This window comes from Shewanella sp. SR43-8, from assembly GCF_014163775.1.
GTDB lineage: Bacteria > Pseudomonadota > Gammaproteobacteria > Enterobacterales > Shewanellaceae > Shewanella > Shewanella vesiculosa.
In genome coordinates this window covers 162,455-186,430 of record NZ_JACJDX010000009.1, presented here as the reverse complement: position 1 = coordinate 186,430, position 23,976 = coordinate 162,455, and the positions used below count along the sequence as shown (strand labels likewise).

18 protein-coding genes are annotated in these 23,976 nt (G+C 42.8%); 8 read left to right on the top strand and 10 right to left on the bottom strand.

All coding sequences use genetic code 11. The features are described from left to right. Complete coding sequence (locus H5114_RS13495) at positions 1–978, top strand: lipase chaperone family protein (RefSeq protein ID WP_182723203.1); 978 nt, start codon at positions 1–3, stop codon at positions 976–978. 95 nt (positions 979–1,073) lie between these two features. On the opposite strand, the gene H5114_RS13490 is transcribed toward H5114_RS13495, so the two are convergent. Genes H5114_RS13490 through H5114_RS13470 form a run of 5 tightly spaced genes read right to left on the bottom strand, consistent with a single transcriptional unit; the run spans position 1,074 to position 8,414 of the window. Next, on the bottom strand, positions 1,074–2,324 hold the full coding sequence (locus H5114_RS13490; protein ID WP_220492565.1) for a type III PLP-dependent enzyme: 1,251 nt from the start codon (positions 2,322–2,324) through the stop codon (positions 1,074–1,076). Beyond that, positions 2,317–4,254: an IucA/IucC family siderophore biosynthesis protein gene (locus H5114_RS13485; protein ID WP_182723202.1), complete on the bottom strand. Its 1,938-nt coding sequence runs from the start codon at positions 4,252–4,254 to the stop codon at positions 2,317–2,319. Before H5114_RS13485 ends, H5114_RS13490 begins: the two co-directional genes overlap by 8 nt. Continuing rightward, on the bottom strand, positions 4,232–5,401 hold the full coding sequence (locus tag H5114_RS13480) for an MFS transporter (protein WP_182723201.1): 1,170 nt from the start codon (positions 5,399–5,401) through the stop codon (positions 4,232–4,234). Before H5114_RS13480 ends, H5114_RS13485 begins: the two co-directional genes overlap by 23 nt. Then, positions 5,398–7,227, bottom strand: a complete 1,830-nt coding sequence (locus H5114_RS13475) for an IucA/IucC family protein (protein WP_182723200.1) — start codon at positions 7,225–7,227, stop codon at positions 5,398–5,400. The genes H5114_RS13480 and H5114_RS13475 overlap by 4 nt, the downstream gene beginning before the upstream one ends. Continuing rightward, positions 7,227–8,414 carry an acetyl-CoA carboxylase biotin carboxylase subunit family protein gene (locus H5114_RS13470; protein ID WP_182723199.1) on the bottom strand — a complete coding sequence of 396 codons (1,188 nt, stop codon included), beginning with the start codon at positions 8,412–8,414 and terminating at the stop codon, positions 7,227–7,229. Before H5114_RS13470 ends, H5114_RS13475 begins: the two co-directional genes overlap by 1 nt. A 322-nt stretch (positions 8,415–8,736) precedes the next feature. On the opposite strand from H5114_RS13470, the gene H5114_RS13465 reads away from it, so the two are divergent. Then, a complete protein-coding gene (locus tag H5114_RS13465; protein ID WP_182723228.1) occupies positions 8,737–9,507 on the top strand; it encodes an HpcH/HpaI aldolase/citrate lyase family protein in 771 nt (256 codons plus the stop codon). A gap of 16 nt (positions 9,508–9,523) precedes the next feature. Continuing rightward, the gene (locus H5114_RS13460) at positions 9,524–11,656 is read left to right on the top strand and encodes a TonB-dependent siderophore receptor (protein WP_182723198.1); all 2,133 of its coding nucleotides are present in this window, start codon (positions 9,524–9,526) and stop codon (positions 11,654–11,656) included. 190 nt (positions 11,657–11,846) lie between these two features. Here the strand turns inward: H5114_RS13460 and H5114_RS13455 are convergent, their stop codons facing one another. Beyond that, positions 11,847–12,635: a helix-turn-helix domain-containing protein gene (locus H5114_RS13455; protein WP_182723197.1), complete on the bottom strand. Its 789-nt coding sequence runs from the start codon at positions 12,633–12,635 to the stop codon at positions 11,847–11,849. A 117-nt stretch (positions 12,636–12,752) separates the two neighbouring features. On the opposite strand from H5114_RS13455, the gene H5114_RS13450 reads away from it, so the two are divergent. Further along, complete coding sequence (locus H5114_RS13450) at positions 12,753–13,952, top strand: MFS transporter (RefSeq protein WP_310736395.1); 1,200 nt, start codon at positions 12,753–12,755, stop codon at positions 13,950–13,952. A 56-nt stretch (positions 13,953–14,008) separates the two neighbouring features. On the opposite strand, the gene H5114_RS13445 is transcribed toward H5114_RS13450, so the two are convergent. The 4 genes from H5114_RS13445 to H5114_RS13430 form a co-directional block, all read right to left on the bottom strand. Next, positions 14,009–14,176, bottom strand: coding sequence for a hypothetical protein (locus H5114_RS13445; RefSeq protein WP_182723195.1), 168 nt, complete (start codon positions 14,174–14,176; stop codon positions 14,009–14,011). 36 nt (positions 14,177–14,212) lie between these two features. After that, on the bottom strand, positions 14,213–15,421 hold the full coding sequence (locus H5114_RS13440; protein ID WP_182723194.1) for a CynX/NimT family MFS transporter: 1,209 nt from the start codon (positions 15,419–15,421) through the stop codon (positions 14,213–14,215). A 72-nt stretch (positions 15,422–15,493) separates the two neighbouring features. Then, the gene (gene cynS / locus H5114_RS13435; protein WP_182698273.1) at positions 15,494–15,964 is read right to left on the bottom strand and encodes a cyanase; all 471 of its coding nucleotides are present in this window, start codon (positions 15,962–15,964) and stop codon (positions 15,494–15,496) included. 24 nt (positions 15,965–15,988) lie between these two features. Then, complete coding sequence (locus H5114_RS13430) at positions 15,989–16,651, bottom strand: carbonic anhydrase (RefSeq protein WP_273698276.1); 663 nt, start codon at positions 16,649–16,651, stop codon at positions 15,989–15,991. Positions 16,652–16,758: 107 nt separating this feature from the next. On the opposite strand from H5114_RS13430, the gene cynR reads away from it, so the two are divergent. The 4 genes from cynR to H5114_RS13410 all read left to right on the top strand — a co-directional run bounded on the left by cynR (position 16,759) and on the right by H5114_RS13410 (position 23,777). Beyond that, complete coding sequence (gene cynR / locus H5114_RS13425; protein WP_182723193.1) at positions 16,759–17,664, top strand: transcriptional regulator CynR; 906 nt, start codon at positions 16,759–16,761, stop codon at positions 17,662–17,664. 693 nt (positions 17,665–18,357) lie between these two features. After that, entirely contained in the window at positions 18,358–19,650 is a 1,293-nt protein-coding gene (locus H5114_RS13420; RefSeq protein WP_182698271.1) for an aerolysin family beta-barrel pore-forming toxin, read from the top strand. A gap of 633 nt (positions 19,651–20,283) precedes the next feature. Next, complete coding sequence (locus H5114_RS13415; protein ID WP_182723192.1) at positions 20,284–22,173, top strand: S8 family peptidase; 1,890 nt, start codon at positions 20,284–20,286, stop codon at positions 22,171–22,173. Between the two features lie 635 nt (positions 22,174–22,808). Continuing rightward, complete coding sequence (locus H5114_RS13410; protein ID WP_182723191.1) at positions 22,809–23,777, top strand: GGDEF domain-containing protein; 969 nt, start codon at positions 22,809–22,811, stop codon at positions 23,775–23,777. The last annotated feature ends 199 nt before the right edge of the window (positions 23,778–23,976 follow it).

The following is a 23,976-nucleotide window of genomic DNA, read 5'->3' as shown; positions in this document are numbered from 1 at the left end:
ATGAAAAGTGGATTTTCACTCGCTCAAAATCCACGATTATGGGTGGGCATACTTTTGCTCGCCCTTTTTATCGTGCTATTGACCGCATCATTGATGCATAAACACCAAGCAGAGCTATTGGCCTCTAATAAATTACCTACCTTTGAGTCTAACTCAACATTATTCACACCAGAAACTACAGTGATAACTGCGCCTATTGGCAAAGACACATTAGGTCAGCCACTGCGGTTATCTCAAGCACTACGCTGGGATTTTGACGACATTATTTTGCAGCATCAAGATAAAGCAACCGCACTGGAAAACCTACTGTCTACATTAGCCAGTAAACTTGACCTTAGTGACGCTGCGCACGCTAAACTTGCAGCATTGTTTCAGCGTTACCGTGACTATAAAATCGCGATAGCTTCTTTAAAAGATGCCAGTCCTGCAATAGACGGCGATATTGATTTAACCATGACATTTGATTTTATCGAGCAGGCCCATCTATTGCAGCAACGCTATTTTTCGGCACTCGAAATAGATGCATTTTTTGCCAAGGACAACAAATATGATCAACAAGCATTTGAGCGGCTGAAAATTCGACAAGATAGCAGTTTGACCAGAGAACAAAAAGCGGAGTTACTCGCGCATCAAATCAGCCAACTGGATGAAGAAGAACGCCGAGCCATTACACCAACACTGATGGCCAATGATATCAGCGCTTATTTAGAGGGCACATCACCACACAGCGACCTAATTACAGGGATAAACGCAGACATGAGCCAAGAAGTGCTTGAACGAGTACAAGCAACTCAAAAAACTAATCTAGATTGGCAAAATAAAGTGACCTTGTATCAGAATTATCAACAACAAATAGCCCATTTGCCAGACACTGAACAGCAACAAGCTTTAGCACAATATCAACAACAGCAATTTACCCCGAATGAACAAAAACGCTTAACCGTGTTTGTTAATCATCCTGAGTTAATCAAGCCTTAATCTACTATCCAATCGATTAACTCATCGCCGTGCCATTGACCCGTTTAGGCTAGTTACCGTAACCGAAAATAACATAGCCTGAACGGGTATCTTGTTTACATAAATAACCGCCTAGGCGCGGCATGCATCAAAAAGTGTTGATGTGAGATATTCCATGCATACGCACCTGCATGAGTAAATACTAGGTAATCACCCACGCCTAGTGATTTAACATACTGCTGTTTTGCCAGCACATCTTTAGGAGTACACAGTTGCCCAACAAGCGTCACCAGCTGATTGCTCAGCACCGGCGTTATCGATGCATCCAAAGCCAATTCAGTGTCAACACGCTGTCTCTTATGCGCCGACAATCCATCTTGGTTCAGTACAAAAAAAGGATGGTTATGATCTTGGGCTGCTGGAGTTCTAAAGTGATGAGTACCACCATGACCAATGGCAAACCATTGACCATGATTGTGTTTAATGTCTAATACTTGCATGACATAGTATCCCATTGCGGCGCTGACAAATCGGCCACACTCAAACCTAATCTTCACCTCTTCCATGTTCAACTCGGCAATCAAATGAGCCAGTCCAACACAAAAAGACGACCAGTCGAATACTTGCTGAGGATCGGCATAATTAATGCCTATACCGCCGCCGACATTCAGTAACGGTAAACGCAAACCATATTGATGGCACCATGTTTTAAAGGTTGAAAAATACAATGCCATCAAAGCCAGATGACGCTCAACATCCAACTGATGTGACATTAAATGAAAATGAAAGCCCACCAGCTCGACTAAAGGTATGCCGGATAATTTGGGCTGGTCACGTAAAAGATCCATGGCGGCATCGAGTTCACTCACGTCGATACCAAATGGCGTGGGTTTACCGCCCATCGTGAGACGAGTTTCGGCAATGCCCTCTAATGCAATATTCATCCGTAATAAGATGCGACAGTGACATTGTTTTTGCAGACAAAGGGCAATAATACGTCGCAGCTCGGTCAGACTCTCAACATGAATAGCATCAACCTTTAGATCGATTGCCTGAGAGAGCTCTGATATTAATTTACCTGGGCCACCGAAAATCAACGGCATCTGCGGCTGACATTGATGCAACCAATTAAGCTCGCCACCTGAAGCCGCTTCAAAACCATGCACTATCGGTGCTAATGCAGCCAATACTTCGGCTTCAGGGTTAGCTTTAGCGGCATAGTAAAGTTCACAATTACTCGGTAACGCTTTTACCATCGCATTGGCATGGGACTTAAGTTGTTCGAGATCGTAAATATAAGCACACAAAGGAGCGTGCGGATCTTGTTGTGACGTTAAAGTCGAAATCGCATTAATGATTTTATCCACAATAAACTCCAGGCAGTAGTTGGGATGTGGCTATCTCTGATGCTGCAATGTCGACTGGCTCGGATGTCGTTGCCTCTGCGTTATCATCTCGACGATGAACCATTGGATTAGGCAAGCGGGTATAACCCGATAATCGATCGGCCTGCATAAATAGACGGGTACTCAAGTTATTTTTTGAGGGAATCGGATCACCTTGTAATAAACCTGCAAGCTCAGGTTGCTCACCTTCGATGTGCTGCCACTGACGTATCACATTGGCGACGACCTGCCACAATTTAGCTTCTAATTGCTGGCTGCCAGCAGCTAAATGAAATATTGCTTCGCTGACATTATTAATCAAGCTGCAATAAGCTATTCGGTTCCAGCCCTGGTCTCGGCTGTAGTAAACAGAAGCCTTGGCTTCTTGTGATAATCCTTCAAGCGACTCGCTCGGCCAAAACTCAGGCACGAGTTTGGTTCCTTCAAGATCTCGCAGCCAAATATAGGCTGGTATTCCCTCTTCAAACCCTACGACTGTGTTTTGTAAATGAGGTTCAAATGCCACGCCTCGCTTAAAGAAAAAGTAAAATATCCCGGGGAGTAACACGTCAACATAGGCGCTAAACCATTGAATAACGGTTTGCTGATAAGTTTGATGTCTGTGCTTAGATAGTGCCATAAGGCGCATTTCGCACACACTCTTGCCTTGATGATCCCAAGCAAATAATGCACCAGCCATCAATGGCTTATATCGTTCAAGCAAGTGATTTTCTATACCCTCACGGTAGAGAATACCGAAACACTCCGACACCATAAGACTTTGGGCCCGATTGCTGTGCATATCCTCGTCTTCATCCAGCAATCCGCTTAAATCTAATGTGCTGGCACCCGGCTCTGCCATCAAAGTAAAATGCGGGCAATGCATACGGGCCTCTGCGGCCACTGTCATCAAGATTTTGCTTAAGATCACTGCACTTTCAAGTTCATACCAAGCATTTTTACGCACGCAATTGGTTAAGCGGACATGAATAGAAAACTTCATAAACTGATTAATGTCGGGTAAATAAGTGGTTCTTACCGATGAGGTTGGATACACCTCTGTGCCGATTTGTCCTAAGGGTTCAATTAAGCCTGCGGCGATGGCTTTGCGCACTAACGGCTGCTCAAAGATGGTGTTAACTTCCCAGGGGTGACAAGGGTATAAGCAAGCTTTCTGTGGCTTTATTTTGTTAATCCAGTCCATCGGTTTTACTTCGGTGCAGTACAACTGCTTAACCAAACTGGGATCAACTTTAAACCAATATAAGCAAAAATTAGCCTTAATCTCTGGCGAACAAGCCAACATGTCATCGAACGCCACACCATGACGACTTTTTGGGGTCGGATGCATAGCATGCCCCCAAAGCAAGCTTTGCTCAGAGGCAATAAGCCCCGCGCCAGCATAGCTTAACAGCTGATTTTCAGTGGGAGCCTGCTGCGATAACCGCTGCAAGAATGCTTGGGTTACCGCAATACTGTTGCCTATTTGGGCTAATAACTCATGATTAAACTCAGTACAGGTGATCTTGGCCAGGTGCGCTAACAGCAGTTGTGTTATCTGTTCAGCACTACTGAGTTGCCAAACACAGCCTAACTTTTTTAAATAGAGCTGAGGGGTAAAACGAATTCGACCAAGCAAGCTCACTCTGTCGGCAACGAACAGCAATGTGGCATTCGACTCAGGAAGCTTGAGACGAACTTTTTGCTGGTCGCGCGTTAAACACTGCGACAAGGAAAGTGGGCAATCTGGATGAGTATCATCAAAATCAACCTCTTGACGTACAATGGCAAACTCGCGTAAGTAGCAATTAAGCAAACAGCTTATTGCATTAAATTCGGCCTGTTCGCGGTAAATCTGCAGGCTATATTTAGCCTGCACTGGCTTAATATCACTCTTGGATTGCATAAACATGTTGCTCTACCTCCTTGTAAAAAAACTTAAGCCCTACTAGTGCACAACCACAGCTCAATGCTGCGAGTAAAAAAGGAAACTGCAACCCGGCTACTTGAGTCACGCTGCTCGCACCAATCCCCGCAATCACACCGGCCCATTTGCCCCAAGCATCGAAACGACCAAAGGAAAGTCCGGCGCTACCTTGCTCAATACTGCGGCTGACAATGAGATGCAGACCATTGAAAATAAGCACCATACCTAATCCAAACAAAACCCGCAGAGCCCATAAGCCAGTGCTGTTATGCAATAAAAATTGCCCTAAACACGCCCCCGCAAACAGGACGAGTCCAAGTTGAGTTTGCGACTTAGCAGACAAGGTTATGGATTTAATATTAAAGGCCAATAACAAATAGATAAGGTGTGGCAGGCTATAGTAAAAACCACTTAATGCATCACCCTCAATGCCCAGCTGTTCACTGTATGGCAGAAAGTAGGGAAAGGTCACAACCATGGCAAAACAGAAGAAAAACTGTAACCAAAGTACCTTATAGAAGGTCTGACTCTGAGCGCTTGCCGGTGGGGCAATGATTGATATAGCCACAACAGCCTGACTGACGACCACGTCATCTTTTGGTAAGCCGATGCAAATAAACAATGCCAGCAAAGGCAGTAATGCCAGCACACGATAAATCATTAATGGATCATCAATATGAGTAAATAGACCTAAGATGATTGGTGCACTCACTAAAGCTAATCGTGCAGAACTTTGAGTCAGATTAAGGTTATTAGCTAAAGCCTTACCTTGATAAAAGCGACTCAAATAAGCATTCGATGCTGCAAGCGTACCGCCACTGATCCCTTGTACGACTAAGCCGATAGCAAACATAGATACGGAATCAGCAAAACCGGATAACAAGAACCCCAACACTAAACCGATTTGAGCCCGCAACAATGAAGTCTTCTTGCCATACCTATCGGCAAACTTGCCCCACCAAGGTGCCGATAATGCGGTGCAGATCGTCGGCACAATAAACATTAGCCCCACCAGATAACCTGATTCATCTCCCCCTAAACTCGCCAGCATCCGAGGGAGAAAAAGAGGCATGCCCAGAGCAGTAAATGCCGTGAGAAAGTGACAAAACAGTACAACTGAAATCACTCTCATACTACGGCCTCACCCAATGCAAAAACGTCTTCATCGTGCTGTTCAAGCTGAGATTGCTCTCGCGAAGCACGTAAAAAGTTTGGCGCACTTTGGCCATAAAATTTATTGACATCGGTCGCGCCTGATTGCGCTTTACTCAGCAAGCTGCCAGAGCAAAGCAGGTATTTAACTGGCAGCATGGGCTGATTTAGCAAATAATTCCGAGCATAGTCAGTCTCTATTCCCTGCGCCTGGAGCGACGCTAATTGGTCGATTAAGCAATCACGCAATTGACGATAAAGCTGCCATGCTGGTGCCATTCCCGCTTCGGCAATCGCTTCAATAATGGCGGCTATATCAAGCTGCAAGGTAATCGTGGTAAACATTTGTGCTAAGGCTTGATCATCATTAACTATGATCCTGCGATCGATAAGTTGTGCTGCATCATGTTCAAGCGCTTCGGCTTTTGACAAACTCGCTTGATAACGACTCACCAGCAATCTGGCTGAGTCATTGTCTTTCATCACTAAGGATAAGCGTGAATCTTGATGATAGGCCAAAATAGCATTTTGCTGGTTTGACTCTAATGCGATGCCATACTTTAACCACAAACGTAAATGCACCTTGAGCATAAGCTGTAAATATTGGCTAAACCAAACATCCCAATGGCCTTGGTAATATCGATCCGCTAAATGCGCTAAATATAGGCGTCCGTCAGGCATGACACTGGCAAGTGCAGCAACTGGAACTAACTGCTTATCTTGCATGGTTGGTGGATAACGACGCACAATATAAGCAAACAATTTATGGTCGCCTAAGTGACCACCATGTTGTTCATCCACATGCTCAATGCTCTCACCTAATACACCATCGCGTTGCGCCAATGCTGTCAACGTGCGTTCAAACCAATGTCCGTCATATAAAGTACTCGGTTTTATGGAGCGAATATTCTTAGCCCCTAAGGTCGCCATCAATAATGGCACCTTAATATGCACGCCTGGAGTATTGACCACAGCTAATGTTCGGACGGATAAACTGGCCTGCACCGTAAGCGCCGATTGAGGAGCAAGAAGCACTCCCTCTGGCAAGACATCCAAACTGAGAGCCGTTAACGGATGTAACGGAAATAAACAATGTGTGTCTGTGAGCGACTCATCGAGTCCAACCTCAGTCATACTTGGCCAACACTCTGGCACTAACGAGGTTAACGTCACTAACTCTTTAGAAATCGCTAACCAATAAAGCTCAAATTGGGCGGCAAACTCTGGTGCAAATAATGTCATCGCTTGAGAGTCAAAACCGACTTTGGCTCGTGCGGTTGGATAATAAGGATGGTCTAAATACGATGCGACCTGATCGCTAAACAGCATACTTTTATGCCAATCTTTCATGGTGCTCAATGGGACACTTAATGCCTCTTTCCGAGCGTTAAATGCTTGTCGACAAAGCGCCCTATGGGATACCGCACAGTCCGCTTCTGCAATATAGTCGAGGAACAGGGCGTTAGATTCTGGCGGTAAATCTGCGGCCAATTCCGTAAGCCAAGCTCGATAACCTTGTTGGTACAATGGGGTATCATTTTTGTTAGTCAGCTTGTGGCTTAGCCAAGTATCAGAGACGGCTCGCCATGGCTGCATATATTGACTGGCGATCACTGGCACATAGATAACTCGCTGCGAAAAATGACTGACCTTAAGCCAAGCGGCAGGCATAGCGTCGGGCCAGTGTCGGTTCAATGCTGGCGGTATTGCCGCAACAATCTCGCCTTTAGACATCAGTTCACAGACATTTTCTCTGAGGCAGGCATCGATAATACGTTGGCCGATATACTGTTTATCCGTGGTCATTAGTTAAACTCCCAGGTTAAATCCTGCGATAACACATCAGCCGTGGCCTGAAGACTCAAAAAATCCCGCCCCCAAACCGTAAGCACGCCAAGGTAATCTTTATTGGAATGACTGAGTCGAATTTCATCGCCTATCGACTTAATAGGCAAATAGTGTGCATGATGGGTTAAATGATCCACCGCTAATGGCAAGGGACACGCACTAAGACTGCCCTCTTCGTTAGCCGGGAAATAGCGGATTAAGGCATCACTGGTGTCGGTATCTAATTCAGCTAACTCCTTACCTGCGTGGACTAATAAAATCGTTTCAAACCAGTTAAAATTAAGCACATCATTAAGAAGAAACTCGCGGCCATCGCCGATACTACGGTAATTCATTTCAACTAAAACCGGTCCGCTGTCTGTCAATATAAATTCACTGTGGCACACCCCAAAATTAATCCCAAAAGCGCTAATCTGAGCCAATGCTTGTTGACGATATTGCGTGCAAATTGCCCCATTCCAACAGGCTTGGGTTTCAATAAAATAAGGCGGGGGCGATAAAGACACATCAAACCCACCTATGGCATGCAAGGTCTGGCCATCGCCTAGGGTTTCTAATGTAAATAGTGGCCCTTGCAAATAAGACTCAAGCAAAATCACACTCTCTGAACAACCGATATTGGCCGCATATGCCATTAATTCTTCAGTATTTTGGCATAAAGCCACTCCCATACTCGCAACACCTTCACGAGGTTTCGCGACTAAAGGAAAGGGCATATTACTAGGTAAGTCATGCCCTACAGACCAACTAAAAGCCCATGTGCTGGGTAAACCAAGCGCCAATAACTTAGCGCGCATCGCCGCTTTATTTTTAGCTTGGTAACACACATGCCAATTTTTCGCTGCGCAGGCAAAATAATCAGCCACCATCGCAGTTGATGTTTGCAAGTGATCACTATTAGAAAAAACGATATCGGGTGAAACACCTAAAGTATGTAAGCAATCGATAATGGCAAGAGGGTTGAATACATCACATTCGATAATATGATCTGGAGACTGTGTTTGGCCGACAAAATATTGTTTATGTGCTAAACCATGATCGGTCAGTAACCATATTTCGTAGCCTAAATTGAGTGCTGCTGGTACAAAACCTTCCACCACAGCTCGATTTTCCACATGTGTAATCAAAACTAATTTAGGTTGCATAACTTACATTCCTATACTCAAAAAATACTAACGCTATTTAACGGCAATATGGTCCTCAATCACGGTAACTAGGATGAGGATTCTCGCTGCACCGAAACAATGTAAATGATAATCATTACTACTTAAATAAAATTTACATTCGACAATGACATTAATAAAAAATGACTACTTGGCTTAAACTAATTGGAAAATAAGGAAAAATATTACTAAAGCAGGAAATTGTGTAACGGCATCGTAAGCAAGTCGTCATAAACTACTTGACCCGGCAAACGCAAATGAGAATAATTATCGAAATCATTAACAAAAAAATATTTTGACCATTATGCTGTTCTTCCACTCGCTCAAATCAAAACTAAGCAACCAAGAAACGGTTTTTGGGATCTTAAATTCAGTTCCCTCTCCAGTCATATGTGAAATGTTTGCTTATGCAGGATTTGATTTTGCCGTTCTAGATACTGAGCATGTGCTTATCTCAGATGACACTTTGGCACACTGCATTCGTGCAGCAAATTGCTCAGGGCTGCCACTGCTAGTCAGAGTGCCAGACGACAACGCCGCAACCATAGGTAGAGTTTTAGATGCTGGAGCGGCTGGAATTGTGGTGTCGAGAGTATCTAGCCTGGCAATGGCAAACAATGCGATTGCAGCCGCTAAATATCCCCCCTTGGGTACACGAGGTATTTCGGGAGGACGTAATACCGGTTTTGGCACCCTTGCCCTCCAAGACTATATCGATTTAGCGAATCGAAAAGTGGTGGTGTGTCTGATGATTGAATGCATCAATGGCATGGCGGCATTACCTGACATCGTCAAGCTAGCGCAAGTCGATATGATTATCGAAGGCGCATTAGATCTCAGCTTATCTCTAGGTTATGGCACACAAATTACCCACGCCGATGTTCAAGCCCAAATCCATAAAATGGCCCACCTTTGCCAAGCCCAAAATGTCACCTTTTGCGCCATTCCTCGCACTCCAGAACAACAAGCGAGCTGGCATGAAAAAGGCACAAAAGCATTTTTAATCGGTGAAGACCGCGGCATGATTTTCAAAACGTTTAAGCACCAACTTGACACATTAAAACAGACTAAATGATACATAGGGAATATGCATGTTAACTGAAAAAACCAGATTTACTTTGACCACCATTGCTGTCGCAATCACTGCCAGTCTTGCCAGTTCTTCAGCGTTTGCTGACAAAAGTCAGCCTAAAACCAAGCCTGAAGTGATTGTGGTAACGGGCAGCCTGCTAGGCAATTCTGAAGTAGCAGATTTAAAAACCTATACCGGTAACCGCTCTATCATTACAGCGGATCAAATATCACGAACGGCGGCACGATCAATCGATACCGCATTACAACAAGTCCCGGGGATCAAAATTAAGGATGAAACCGGAACCGGTATTCTGCCTAATATCTCTGTACGTGGCTTAGACAGCAGCCGCAGCGGCTACGCTCAAGTATTACTGGATGGCATTCCAATGACACTGGCGCCATATGGCCATACTGGACAGTCATTATTCCCGGCAACCTTATTTATGATCGATAGAATCGATGTTGCTCGCGGTGGCGCATCAATCCAATATGGCCCGAATAACGTCGGTGGAGTCATTAATCTTATTTCAAAGTCGATCCCAACTGACTGGGAAACCAGCGTCAATGAACGGATGACCTTCTTTGGTGACAGCCGTAACCTATTTGATACCAACATTAGTACTGGCGGTGCCGTTAATGATGACTTTTCGATGCGTTTTGATGGCAACATAACCAAGGGTGAATCGTTTCGTGAACACTCAGAAACCGATATTAAAAACCTGATGTTAAAAACCGTATGGAATATCGATGAGCAAAATAGCTTAGATGCGACATTACAATACTACGATGCATTTTCTGAACTACCAGGTGCACTGAACACACCAGCCTATGAAGCCGATCGAGAGCAATCATTACGTCCTAATGATGAATTTAACGCAGACACTAAACGGATCGCATTAAAATACAATCATGTTCTCGATGATTCGAGCATCATCGACTATGGTGAAGTTGATCTCAGCGTATTTGGTAATAAAAGCTCACGTAATTTCCAGTGGGACTTTTATGATGCTAGCCAAGACACCGACGGCAATCTAGGAACAAGTTGGAGTGATACCACACAAGAAGCCACTCATTTGCGTAACTCCCCACGAGACTTTACCGTGTTTGGTATCGAACCCACGACAAGTCTTCTTATTGATGGCGATATCAGTCAGCATATTATTGCTGGTGTACGTTACGTTAATGAAGACATTAGTTATCAACTTAACCACATAGACAAATCGTCACAAGTCGCAACTCGACCACGTGACTGGCAGATGGATACCAATGCCATGGCTTACTATGTCAGCAACAAACTGGGCTTTTTTGATGATACATTATCGATTACCCCAGGCCTGAGATATGAAGATGTTCATATGACCTTTAGCAATCTTGGTCAAGACTATAGCCAAGATAACCATGTTACCGAATGGCTACCTGGGATCACCTTAGGTTATGAATTCAGTTCAAATTGGTTTGCTTATACCAATGCGCAACGTTCACTTAGAACACCACAAATTTCACAGTTATGGCCTAAAGATCAAACTCTGGAGTCAGAGCTATCTTGGAACTATGAAGCCGGTGTGCGCTTTACCCCCACACCAAGAAGTAACCTAAGTATTGCGGCATACCGTATCGATTTTGAAAATAAAATTGAATACGACAACGATATCAGAATGTTTGTTAATATTGGCCAAACGCGTAACCAAGGTATTGAACTAGAAGGCACATATTCACCAATGGCTCTTCCAGATTTGATATTAAGTGGCAGCTATAATTATTTAGATACCGAACAACTTGACGGCGAATTTGCGGGGAACGAATTAGCATATGTGTCTAAACATCAACTGTCTGCCAGTGCCATGTATAGCATCAACGAGATAGATTTAGGCTTGATGGCGTTCTACTACAGTAAGTCATTTTCTGATCTGGCTAACACAGTAGAAGAAAATGTTTCAGGCACAGCAGGCGAAGTGCCTGCTTATACCGTGGTTAACTTTAATATTGGCACTGAGTTTTTTAAACAAGATAATCACGGCTTAAAAGTCGGTTTATCGGTTAACAATCTATTTGATAACCAGTATTACTTTAGAGGCTTAGATGTTTCTCCCGCTGGACGAGTTGCCGCGGCAGGTCGTTCACTTAGCTTAGATGTTGGTTATACCTTCTAATCAAGCAAGATTGCTAAGATGAGTATTGTCAGCTCAACGAGCAAATTCATCGCATACCAAACGGCTATATAAAACACAGCCTCAACACAAATGTTGGGGCTTTTTTATCCGTTATTCAAATACCATTTTATGCTAAAACATCACCAATAAATTGCAGCCGCGTTGCTTGTTTGATAAGCCTAGATTGAGGCTAGTAAGCCTTTAATTCGCTCATGTACTTCATTGGTGATTTTTTCATGACTTTTTTAAACATGGTAATAAAAGCACTGACCGACTCATAGCCTAATAACTCAGAAACATGCTGCACACTGTGCTTATCTGACAGCGCTTGCAGTGAGGTAATAATATGAATTTGGGTGCGCCACTTTCCAAATGTCATACCGGTTTCTTTTTTGATCAGCCGCGCCAATGTACGCTCGGTTAATGCAAATTGTTCGGCCCATTGTGGTAGTGTTTTTCTGTCGCTAGGTTGGCTTATCAATTGTTGACTCATCGCCTGAATAACAACATGTTTAGACAAGGCAACATCTAAATTCTGAATAGGCATCTCAATCAGTTGATCCAATAAAACCTGCGCTAATCGTGCCGTGTTACTGGATAAATCATAATGCTGATCACGCCCTGCAAGCTCACACATCAGCTCTTTTACTAAGGGCGTAATCGCCAAAGTACAAGTATTGAGCGGCATTTTGAACATGGTATTGTCAATAAATAAGTGACATAACTGGGCGTTGTCTGATGCGCGGTTACTGTGGACTTTATTTGCCGGGATCCAAATGGCACTATGGGTTGGCACCATCCACATTTTTGCAGACACCTCACAGGTGACATAACCATGTAAAGCTAAAATCAACTGCCCTTTAGGGTGAGTGTGTAACGGAATTTCGTGGCTGGCACAGGTATGCTCAATTTTGGCGATAATAGCTTGCGGCATATCTTCAAAATTCTTGATTTCATCCCAGCCAATTGCATCAAACATCGTTTTGTCAGTTTTCAATCATTAAATGTCACTATTTCTAAATTATAACGTCCGGCAAATCTTTATACTAGCGACCATTATTGACGCTAAAAACAAAAACACGGTATGACTTCAGCTATCTTACATAACAAAACGAAATCGCGCTTCTCTGGCATATTACTTGTGCTGGGCATTTTGCTTATTGCGGCAAATTTACGCGCGCCTTTTACTGGGATTGCCCCAGTACTGGAGCAAGTTATTAGTCACTTTGGCCTGACCGGATCGCAAGCAGGCTTTTTAACTACATTGCCGTTAATTGCCTTTGCCGTTATTTCACCAATGGCGGCTGTGTTTGCCAGAAAACAAGGTTTAGAACACGCATTATTTACCGCGTTAATCTTGATCTTCTTAGGTATTGCCGCTCGGTTTATCGACTCCTCAACCATGCTCTTTATCGGTACGGCTATTATTGGTGTCGGAATCGCGATTGCCAACGTGTTATTACCCAGTCTGATTAAACGTGATTTTGCCACGAAAGTAGCACTGATGACCTCAGCGTACGTGCTGACTATGGGAGTCACATCTGGTGGGTTTTCAACCTTGGTATTTCCCCTTAGCCAACTCAATGGTTTAGGCTGGCAATTTGCTTTGGGCTCGGCAGCCATCATCACAATTGCCAGCTTAATCGTCTGGACAGCTCAGCTGGGTAAACACACTAAACCAAGCTATTGGGCACATCAATCGGCTGCCTCAAAAAGTGTTTGGCGTTATCTTTTAGCCTGGCAAATTAGTTTGTTATTAGGCCTAAACTCATTTCTGAATTACATCATTATTACTTGGTTGCCAAGCATACTGACTGATACTGGCCACTCAGCCGTTGAAGCCGGGGCGTATCATGGCGCTTTTCAAATTGCGACAGCACTGCCAGGCTTAGTATTAATTCCGTTACTGGCTAAGTTAAAAGATCAAAGTGCGCTGAGCTTTATTCTGGCGCTACTCAGTGCGCTCAGTGCCCTTGGTCTGCTGTATATGCCTCACTTTGCTTTTGTGTGGACACTAATGCTGGGCTTTTGCTCTGGGGCTTGTTTTATTTTAGGATTGTCGTTTATTAGTTTGCGCACCGATAACCCGCACCAAGCCGCATCACTTTCTGGTATGTCACAAAGTGTCGGCTATTTACTGGCAGCCGTTGGACCTATGGTCGCAGGCGCGCTACACACTGCAACCGGCAGTTGGGATGTTCCGTTATGGTTATGTGCGATTGCAGGCGTATTGTGTGCTTTATGCGGTTTAGGTGGTGGCAGAAACACCACCTTAAGCAAGTCAGTTAGTGGATAAAAAATCACCAAGCGGCTATTGCAACATCGTTATAGCCGTTATGTGATTAGCAAATATTACAGACTGCGGTTGAGATATTTACGCGCTTTTTTATTGCCTAATTCAGCACTTTGTTTTATCCATTTATCACCCTCAGCTTGATCTTGGTTGGCAATTAATCGTGTCCCCAAAGCATATTGAGCATCGCTCTGCCCAAGCTCAGCAGCTTTAATTGGCGCGCTCAAAGCCTCCCTGTAGTATGTAACTCTAACCATAAGCCTTTAAGCGGCGGTTAAATTCATTGCCTTAGCATATCTGCTAGGCGAAAACGTTATGGTAACCAAAAACATAAATGTAAGGGTCACTATCACCATAAGCCAGGAAGTTTGAAAACTGCCGCTCCATTGGCGAAGAGCTCCTGCGATGTAAGGGATAACCGCTGTCACGATAAAACCAACACCTTGGACAAAAGCGGTTAATGCTCCGGCCAGCTTAGGTGAAGATAAGTGGTCAAGCGTTACGGTCAGAGTCAGCGCAAAGCAGCCGCCAAGGCCGTAGCCGATCATTGCAACCCATGAGGTTAACATTAACTCAGGCGCTAACATTAATCCGCAAAATCCAACTAGTTGAATACCGACCGCAAAAAATAACCAAGGACGTCTATCAAGACGACCAGCAGATAATGCCGGAGCTGCCAGAGCACCAATTACCTGAAATATCGTCATAATCCCAATGAGTTCACCGCTATCTTGGGCGCTCCAACCTAATTCCTGAGCATAACTTGGTAACCATGCAATCATGCAGGCGTAACCGCCGTTAGCCAGCCCAAAGTAGCATGCCAGTAACCATGCACGGCGATTAGTAAAAAAATTAATCTTAACGCTATTGTCGCTAATATGTAGATTTTCTCTAGGTCTTATCCACCACAATAACAGTGCTATCAAGGCCGGTATTAGCCAAATACCAAGCCCAGATTGCCAATGACCTTGATGGTTCGCCACTAGCGGGCTAATGACTGCGGCTATACCTCCACCAGCCATAAGTGAGGCAGAATATCCTCCCATTGCTAGTGGCACACGTTGTGGATACCAGCGTTTAACTAAACCAGGGAGTATCGCCTGCACAATTGCGATGCCTGTACCCGCCAGCAATGCACTGGCAATCAGCGCGCCGCTATCGTTGAGCCATAAACGCCAAAAACTCGCCAAAGCAATTGCAACAAGGCCTGCTGTTATCCACACACTCTCGCTAAACAATCTGCCTAACCAAGGTAGCAATAAGGCAAATATTCCCATGCATAACATAGGTAACACTGTAAGTAAGGATGCGGCTTGTAAGCCTAAACCGGTAGTGGCAGTAATGTCGTCCAGCAAAGGGCCTATGGCGGTAAGTGTCGGCCGTAAATTGATTGCCATCCCAGCAATAATGAGCATCGGCCACAACATGGATAATACCGACTGGCGTGCAGCGGTAGTATGATCTTCACTCATGAGTAATGGATAATCCTATTGGTGAAAAAAATAATCGGCACTAAGTGCCGACTATGGTGAAATGATTTGGTTTTAAAAAGGCTTGTAGGGTAAGAATTTACCATCAAGGGTAATCACTGCGCGCGAGCCACCTTCAGGATCTTCAACCTTCTTGATATCCATTTTAAAATTGATTGCGCTGATTATCCCATCACCGAACTGTTCGTGCACTAAGGATTTTAAGGTCGTACCGTATACTTGCATCATCTCGTAGAAACGATAAATCGTCGGATCTGTAGGGATACTATTTTCAACACTGCCGCGTAATGGGATAGCTTGCAGCAACGTAATCGCACTAGCATCAAGACCAAGCGTTTCGCCAACTTGCTTAGCGGCGTCGGCTGGCAAAGGCTGCTGACCTAGCAAAGCCGCTGTAACGAATACATCACTTAAGCCAGTACCCTGGGCGATTTGTTCAAATGAAAGATTCTTTTCTGCTTTGGCTGCAATAATGAGATCGGTTAATGCTTGGCGAGCAGTATGGCTAATTTGTGATTGGATCATAATAATACCTCTATTGTGTTTTATTTACACAGCAACCTTTAGCTGTGTGTGGGTTGCGCGGACATCAGGATAGTCCGCAAGGGAAACGAAAGTATTGGTGTGGTAGTCCAAGGCATCAATACTGCCTGACTCGATATCGTAGACCCAGCCGTGCAAAGCCAGACGGCCTTCTCCTAACGCGAGGCGGACCGAGGGATGCGTTCTAATATTATCAAGCTGGGCGATGACATTTTCTCGCACCATAGCTTCAATCCGTGCGCGTTCACTTGTGTGCTGGCGGGCTTCATTGACGATACGAGCAGAGTCGGCATAGCGCAGCCAACTGCCCACCGCAGGCATGTGATCCATACACTTGCAGGTGGCAATCGCGGTCATCGCTCCACAATCAGAATGTCCACAGATAACAACGTCGGTGACTTGCAATGCGGTTACGGCGTACTCCACCGATGCCGAAACACCGCCGGGTTCAGGCCCATAAGACGGTACAATATTACCGGCGTTACGAATAACAAACAGGCCACCCGGTTCATGCTGGGTCACCAACTCAGGCACTAAGCGACTGTCCGAGCAAGAAATGAATAATGTGCGTGGATGTTGGCTGGTAGCCAAACTCTTGAACATCTCTGCACGTTCGGGGAATACGTCAGTTTTAAACTTTAAAAAACCTTCAATAATATTTTTCATCATAGTGACCTCTGCCTTGCAATACAGTGAATGCTACGCCCACACTAGAATAAGGTAAAATACTGGTTTATTATGATATCGATAAGCAATACTTATACATCGGATCGCATATGCTATTACGACACATCAACTATTTTCTCGCGGTGGCGGAATATCGCAGCTTCACTCGGGCTGCAACTTCACTGTATGTTTCACAACCGGCGTTATCTCAGCAGATTAAACAATTAGAAGAACAATTAGGTTGCCAGCTATTTGATCGTTCAGGACGCAGCGTACGTCTAACAGATGCTGGAGAAATGTATGCCCGCTATGCGCGTAACGCCCTCCAGGATCTACAAGAAGGCAAGCGAGCGATTAATGATGTGAAAAACCTCAGTAGTGGAGAACTGCGTATTGCTATTACACCAACCTTTACGACCTACCTTATCGGTCCTTTGATAAAAGTATTTCATGAGCGTTACCCCAAGGTGACACTGAGCATGAAGGAAATGTCACAGGAGCAAATGGAACAGCGATTGCTGGACGACGAATTTGATGTCGGTATCGCATTTGAAAATGTGCATTCTGCGGATATTGAATCGCAGACTCTTCTGGTAGAAACCTTGGCATTAGTCGTGAGAAAAGATCACCCTCTTGCGCAAGAGTCAGTCGTTAATCTGCGAATATTAGACCAGCAGTCAATGGTATTATTAAGTAATGAATTTGCTACCCGTGAACAAATTGAACGTTATTGCCGTCAGCATCAAGTACAACCAAAGGTGTTGATGGAGGCTAACTCACTCAGTGCAGTTATTGAAATTGTGCGCAATACTCAGCTTGCCACTTTACTGCCGTCAAACATTACTGGCGAGCGAGATGAACTCGTCGCTATCACCCTAACCCCCTCTTTACTGCAACGTACAGCAGTATTGCTCCAGCGAAAAGGAGCCTACCAAACCGCGGCGGCGAAGGCGTTTATAACCTTAGCACATCAGCATTGTCAGCCAGATAACTGTGTTGAAAGTGACAGCGAATAACATTAGGTTGCTAGCTCAGCGGTTATGGCTGTGTGGATCAAGCTGTTTATTAATGTGGTAGGTATTTTAGGGCAAGGTATTGGATTATTATAATTCGCAGTGACCTATTAGCTATCGTCGCTACGATTTTCGACGGCAATGTATACTCTTATAAATTTTAGTCACTAAACGAAGATAAATAATAAAAGACTTATTTAGATAATATTAGAAAACCTATCAATATATTACCCTAATTATGCTACTACTATAGCCTTCTCTTAAAATAGATAAGTAAACCATGAAAATTAACATATTAAGTATGCCATGCTATTAAATTCATATAACACATCATATTGTTTAATGAGTTAAATCGATTATATTACCTAAGATATTAAGCACGCCGTATTATTTAATATAGAATAAAACTTACTTTAAATTAAACATACTAATTACAGCGTAAATAAATCATTAAAAATAAAGTAAATACACTATTAAAATAAACCGGAATCAATTTAAAAACCACACTAATTAACAAATTTAACAATAACAAAACAACTTTAGATTTAATATATTTTTATTTTGTTTAAAAAATATAAAAGTGTTAGCTTTTAAATGCGCATAGTAGTAATGATTAATTATATGTTTCCTGAGTACATATAATATCTATTTGCGCGCTCAATGAAGGACACTTTTAATTAAAATAAAGGAATAATCATGAGAACAAAATCAAATATAAAAATATTAACCTTATCCTGTTTAACTGCTTTAGGAGCAACCTCTTACTTTGTGGAAGCTGCTATCCCTAATACTATTCCAAAACTGTCTATGGTAGAGCACGCCGCCCCTGATCTTGATTCACTTAAAAATGATGTTATTTCTAACCCATCGTTTATCAGCTCACTATTCTCCCTAGGTCATCACCTTGGGTATGCTTGGGCTGGTGGTACCGCATCACAGTATGTTGGTCAGGATATAGAAGTAAGAAGAGAATCGGGCAACGAGTATAGTCTCAAAGCACGCTATAATAGCAATGATCCACATGCTGGCGGCTACCGCTCAAGTGAGCGTTTGAAGGTTAATTTACAAAATATACATTTTGTAACTAACCCTCAAGACTTACGGTTAGGTTCTGCTCAAGTTTATGATCGCGAAGCTATTTATACTGCTCCCGTGGTGATTTATAACTGGGGAGACACCGAAGATACCGGTGTAGCCACCCTAAATTATGACTACACCACCAGTTGGGCAAAAACTGATAATTTCTCCTTCTCTGAAAAAATTGGTGTCACCAATAAATACGAAGTGGGTATTCCTGGAATTGGCGGAGCGAGTTCTGAAATCAGTGCAGAATTTTCTGCAAGCCAAGGCTGGAGTGAAACCGACGGCAAAAGTACAACGATTTCTAGCCAAGCACAATATCGAGCAATGATGCCGCCTCGTAGTAAACGTTATATATCAATCACCCTATTTAAACAGAAGGCAGATGTTCCTTATACCTCCAGTTTATTCATGATGTACGATATAAAATATGAGAATTTCTTAAAATGGGGTGGTAATGCGCATATTGATCATCCGACAAATAGACCTAACTTCCCTTATACTTTTGGTGGAGCGAATGCGAATAATCTTAATGGGCCAGAAGCCTTAGTTGATCAATATCTTCATCAGGATATTAACGGTTACGGTGTATGGGATTGGCCTACTGCAGTTAACTCCGCAAACAGTAAAAACAATTTCGAATGGATATTGGCTAATATTAGTAGACAACATGGTGCGCCTATTAGTGGTAAGTTTACCGCTATCGATTCGAGTCAATTTAATATTGATGCTAGTGAAGCATATCCACTAACAGCTGAAGATATCGCTAACCGTCCCGAAAATTTACAAAGATCAGGACTTAATAGCAATATTCAGATGACTGTCGGTGACATCCAAAATGATGACTACGATGGTTTAATCAGAAATCTGAATATTTCGAAATCAAACCAAGTCATGTTAAATAATTAAAATACCTTATACTTTTACCTAGTCAATGCGTTACAAAAAAGCTACTCATTCGAGTAGCTTTTCTTTAGCAGTTATTCCTGAATAAGTTAGTTATTCAATAAAGTCAGTAAACTTTTATACGATCCGTTTAATATAAAATCAAAGTGATAAGTTAAGCCTAGATAAAAATGATTCGGGCTGAAAGTTACCGACTGAGTATCACTAAGTCCACAACTTTAGGATGACAAATTTGAGAGTAAGCAGGCGACGTTATGTTATTAAGTGTAAAAGATTTCACAAAACGATGCATTTACAACTTATGTATGACGGCATAAAAACTTACTCAACCTAAAGGCTGACAAATTTCAAGCTAACTTAAAAAATTTAACATCAGAATACTAAACCTTAATATGCAATTCATTGTCATTATTGATATTTTTTGAGTATTTCGTTGCCACCTACTTTTGTACTAAGACTTTTTTTACCGCGTTTATCCTAATAAGGTATTTTAAGCTCGAGATGTAACTAAATAGTTACAATTGATAATCGTTTGTCATTTACTAATCAAACCATTTTTAATAAAAATATGGCTGCATATCCTACTTTTTAGAGGTCTCGTCGTTTATGGAGACTATAAAAAAAATGGAGAATCGTATGGAACACAAACATAAAATAGCCCTCGCAGTATTGGCAGCCCTGAGCACACTTCCAATGCAATCCCAAGCAGCACAATTACTTCCTGTGAACAGTAACAAAGCCATTAAAGATACCTATATAGTGGTCTTTAATACCCCGAGTATTTTAAATCTACAAGATACATCCGCGTTGGCTAATTTTTCCACTCAACAAGCCAACATTCTCGCTAATGATTACAATATTAGCGTGGTGAAAAACTTCGGTAACGCACTAAATGGCGTATTGATTAAAGCCAATGCCAAGCAGATCGCTGAACTTCAAGATGACCCTAAAATTAAATACATAGAACAAGATCAAATGATGTCGATCTCCCCTATTATGTCTGCCAGTAGCGATCAAGGCAGTCCAACGTGGGGCTTAGACAGAATAGATCAGCGAGATCTGCCTTTCGATAACAACTACCATTACGATTATGATGGTACGGGGGTCACCGCCTATATTATCGATACAGGGGTACTCAATAGCCATAATGAATTTGGTGGACGAGCCACCAGTGGATATGACTTTATCGATAACGACTCAGATACCACAGACTGTAATGGCCATGGTACTCATGTTGCGGGCACAATCGGTGGTGCCAGCTATGGGGTAGCAAAAAATGTCAATATTGTTGGGGTACGGGTACTCAGTTGTAGTGGTTCAGGCAGTAACTCTGGAGTGATTGCAGGCATTAATTGGGTCAAAAATAATGCCTCTGGTCCTTCTGTAGCCAACATGAGCCTAGGTGGTGGTGCATCACAAGCAACAGATGATGCCGTTAATGCTGCGGTTGCTGCAGGGATTAGTTTTGTGGTTGCTGCAGGTAATGACAATAGCAATGCTTGTAATTACTCTCCAGCTCGTGCCGCCGATGCGATTACTGTAGGATCAACAACCAGCTCCGATTCACGCTCAAGCTTTTCAAACTATGGTACTTGTCTTGATATTTATGCCCCAGGCTCAAGCATCACCTCGGCTTGGTACACTTCAAACAGTGCAACTAACACCATTAGTGGTACTTCAATGGCCGCGCCACATGTTGCGGGGGTTGCTGCGCTATATCTTAATGAAACCCCCAGTATGACTCCAACACAAGTGACTAACTTGCTGGCGACAAGAGCAAGTAGCGGTAAGGTATCTGATGCAAAAACTGGATCGCCAAATTCACTGCTGTTCTCACTGGATGGCGATGGTGGTTGTGGTGATAACTGTCCTCCGCCGCCTTCTGATACTGAACTTCTTGATGGTCAAGCTATTGCAACAAGCGGGGGTCAGGGCTCAACAAGTTACTATTTCATTGATGTGCCAACCAATGCAACCAGCCTTGCGGTTACCTTAGCAGGTGGTTCTGGTGATACCGATATGTATGTCAGCCAAGGGGTTAAACCGACCATTAACAGCTATCAATGTCGTCCATTTCAAAATGGTAATAATGAAAGCTGCGACTTCACTAATCCTGCTGCTGGTAAATGGTACGTTATGATCCAAGGTTACTCAGCCTTCGCTAATGCTAACCTTACTGCGGACTACAATCTAGGTGGCGGAAGTAGTTGTACAGACAGTGATTGTCTTGCTAATGGTGTTCCAAGAACAGGATTAAGCGGTGCAAGCAGTTCACAAACCTTTTATAAGGTCGTCGTACCAGCTAATAACACTCTCAATGTGACCATGAGTGGTGGTAGCGGTGATGCCGATATATACGTCAAAGCCGGCACACAACCGACCACAGGCAGTTTTGATTGTCGTCCTTACAAAAATGGTAACAATGAAAGCTGTTCTTTCACCCCAACGGTTGAAACGACTTATCATGTGATGCTAAGAGGTTATACTAACTATTCGGGGGTAAACCTAGTAGCAAACTATGAGTAAATAACCTTAAACGAGAAGTAAAAAATACCGGCTATTTCAGATTGAAGTAGACGGTATTTTTTCACTAAACATTTGCCGCTTTAGCGCAAGTTTATTCGTCACTATAAAAGTCTTTATCCGATTTCACTCTGCACGATTATGCTCAAAATGTCGGCTTGAATAAACGATAATCATCCATTTTAACTATTATTCATAGCTGTAATTTAATTGTGGCCAAATACCGCCCAGATGACATTCAGGTGGTATTTATACCGACAATATAGAACAAGCATTCTGATAGACAATATCGATAATAGTTAGCGAGCAACCGCTCAAATATAGGCTTAATAATCAGTTTTCTAAATCACTAAAGCAGAATAATTTGAATACCCCCTGCTCATTTATTATCGCCTTAAATTATCGTTAACAGCTGAGTGTGGCCTAGCTTGGTTATATCATTCCCAATGACGTTGCTAACCTCACCGAACAGTAAAGTGACAGAAACAGACATGTATCTAGGCATCAGCATTGAATCTCAATTGGATAGCATTTTTATGTAAACAGATTGCTGCTGACATATTTTCAAGTAAAAAAGGTTTCCACTTGGTAATATGTAGCCTGATAAGAATAATCATTCATTTTACTGCGAGAGCATTATGATCAATCAACTACAGCAAAAATATCAACTGTCATTATTTTTGCTACTGGGTACTGTGGCTATAATGGGTGTTTTTCCATTTGTAGTAATACGTTACCTCGATGGTAACTTTATTGCTGCTGGTATTGATATAACGCTCATACTAGGCATAGTCGCATTGGTCGCTTATGCATATTTCTCTAAAAAAATCCGCATAGTAAGCGCAATAGCAGCGGTATTTATTAATACCGGTGTTGTAGCCATAGTGATAGCGAATGGAATCGACAGTTTTTTGTGGGTTTATCCTGTCTTCGCAAGTACTTTTATTCTGGTCAGACCGCTTGAGGCCTTATGTATTAATTTCGTCGCTGGCGTTGCTATGGTGGCCATGTCTGATATTTTTAATACAATTTCATTAAACTCCTTTGTTATAACAATCTTGATGTTATCAATGAGTGCATTTATTCATGCCAGTCATGGCGTGAAGCAGTTTCTCTTACTAAAAAAGCTCAACACTATTGATGAACTCACTGGCGCATTTAATCGCCGCGCCATGAGCTCAGATATAAAAGCGGCTTTATCTAATGCAGAAAATAATGGTATTGAGCAATTATTGGCTATTCTAGATTTAGATTACTTTAAAACAGTCAATGACAAGTTCGGCCATGCTGTTGGAGACCAAGTACTAAAAGATTTTGTAACTATCACCACCTCACATATTGGTAAATACGATCGACTTTATCGGTTCGGGGGCGAAGAGTTTGTATTATTAATTCCCAATATGAGTGATCAACATGTGTTTATTGATAATCTTAAAACGGCGATTAAGCAAGAGTTGAAAACACCAGATGGCAAAGAAATAACCGTGTCATTTGGCGTTGCCCCATGGGTACCGGGTACAACGGCTGATACTTGGCTTCAACGCGCAGACGAGGCACTTTATCTCGCAAAGGGACAAGGTAGAGACTGTGCTGTGTTCAGCAATTAGTAGCTTTTGCTAAACTTAGCGATTAATAGCAATATGTAACAGTATGCTTATGACCGCAAGCTACAGTAATGGATAAATATCAATCTATCCTGATAAACAGATTTAAAGCCTTTTTAGTATAAATACACTAGATGTGAATACTTTAAACAAAAAAAATACAAGTTGGATTTATATGTCTTTTTTATATTTACATTAATAG

What these genes read in the sequence shown, in the direction of transcription:
- H5114_RS13460 (WP_182723198.1), top strand. Translation starts at nt 9,524, where the DNA reads ATGTTAACTGAAAAAACCAGATTTACTTTGACCACCATTGCTGTCGCA.
- H5114_RS13475 (WP_182723200.1), bottom strand. Translation starts at nt 7,227, where the DNA reads ATGACCACGGATAAACAGTATATCGGCCAACGTATTATCGATGCCTGC.
- H5114_RS13430 (WP_273698276.1), bottom strand. Translation starts at nt 16,651, where the DNA reads ATGATGAAAAATATTATTGAAGGTTTTTTAAAGTTTAAAACTGACGTA.
- cynS (WP_182698273.1), bottom strand. Translation starts at nt 15,964, where the DNA reads ATGATCCAATCACAAATTAGCCATACTGCTCGCCAAGCATTAACCGAT.
- H5114_RS13495 (WP_182723203.1), top strand. Translation starts at nt 1, where the DNA reads ATGAAAAGTGGATTTTCACTCGCTCAAAATCCACGATTATGGGTGGGC.
- cynR (WP_182723193.1), top strand. Translation starts at nt 16,759, where the DNA reads ATGCTATTACGACACATCAACTATTTTCTCGCGGTGGCGGAATATCGC.
- H5114_RS13465 (WP_182723228.1), top strand. Translation starts at nt 8,737, where the DNA reads ATGCTGTTCTTCCACTCGCTCAAATCAAAACTAAGCAACCAAGAAACG.
- H5114_RS13455 (WP_182723197.1), bottom strand. Translation starts at nt 12,635, where the DNA reads ATGTTTGATGCAATTGGCTGGGATGAAATCAAGAATTTTGAAGATATG.
- H5114_RS13415 (WP_182723192.1), top strand. Translation starts at nt 20,284, where the DNA reads ATGGAACACAAACATAAAATAGCCCTCGCAGTATTGGCAGCCCTGAGC.
- H5114_RS13440 (WP_182723194.1), bottom strand. Translation starts at nt 15,421, where the DNA reads ATGAGTGAAGATCATACTACCGCTGCACGCCAGTCGGTATTATCCATG.
- H5114_RS13420 (WP_182698271.1), top strand. Translation starts at nt 18,358, where the DNA reads ATGAGAACAAAATCAAATATAAAAATATTAACCTTATCCTGTTTAACT.
- H5114_RS13485 (WP_182723202.1), bottom strand. Translation starts at nt 4,254, where the DNA reads ATGTTTATGCAATCCAAGAGTGATATTAAGCCAGTGCAGGCTAAATAT.
- H5114_RS13480 (WP_182723201.1), bottom strand. Translation starts at nt 5,401, where the DNA reads ATGAGAGTGATTTCAGTTGTACTGTTTTGTCACTTTCTCACGGCATTT.
- H5114_RS13410 (WP_182723191.1), top strand. Translation starts at nt 22,809, where the DNA reads ATGATCAATCAACTACAGCAAAAATATCAACTGTCATTATTTTTGCTA.
- H5114_RS13470 (WP_182723199.1), bottom strand. Translation starts at nt 8,414, where the DNA reads ATGCAACCTAAATTAGTTTTGATTACACATGTGGAAAATCGAGCTGTG.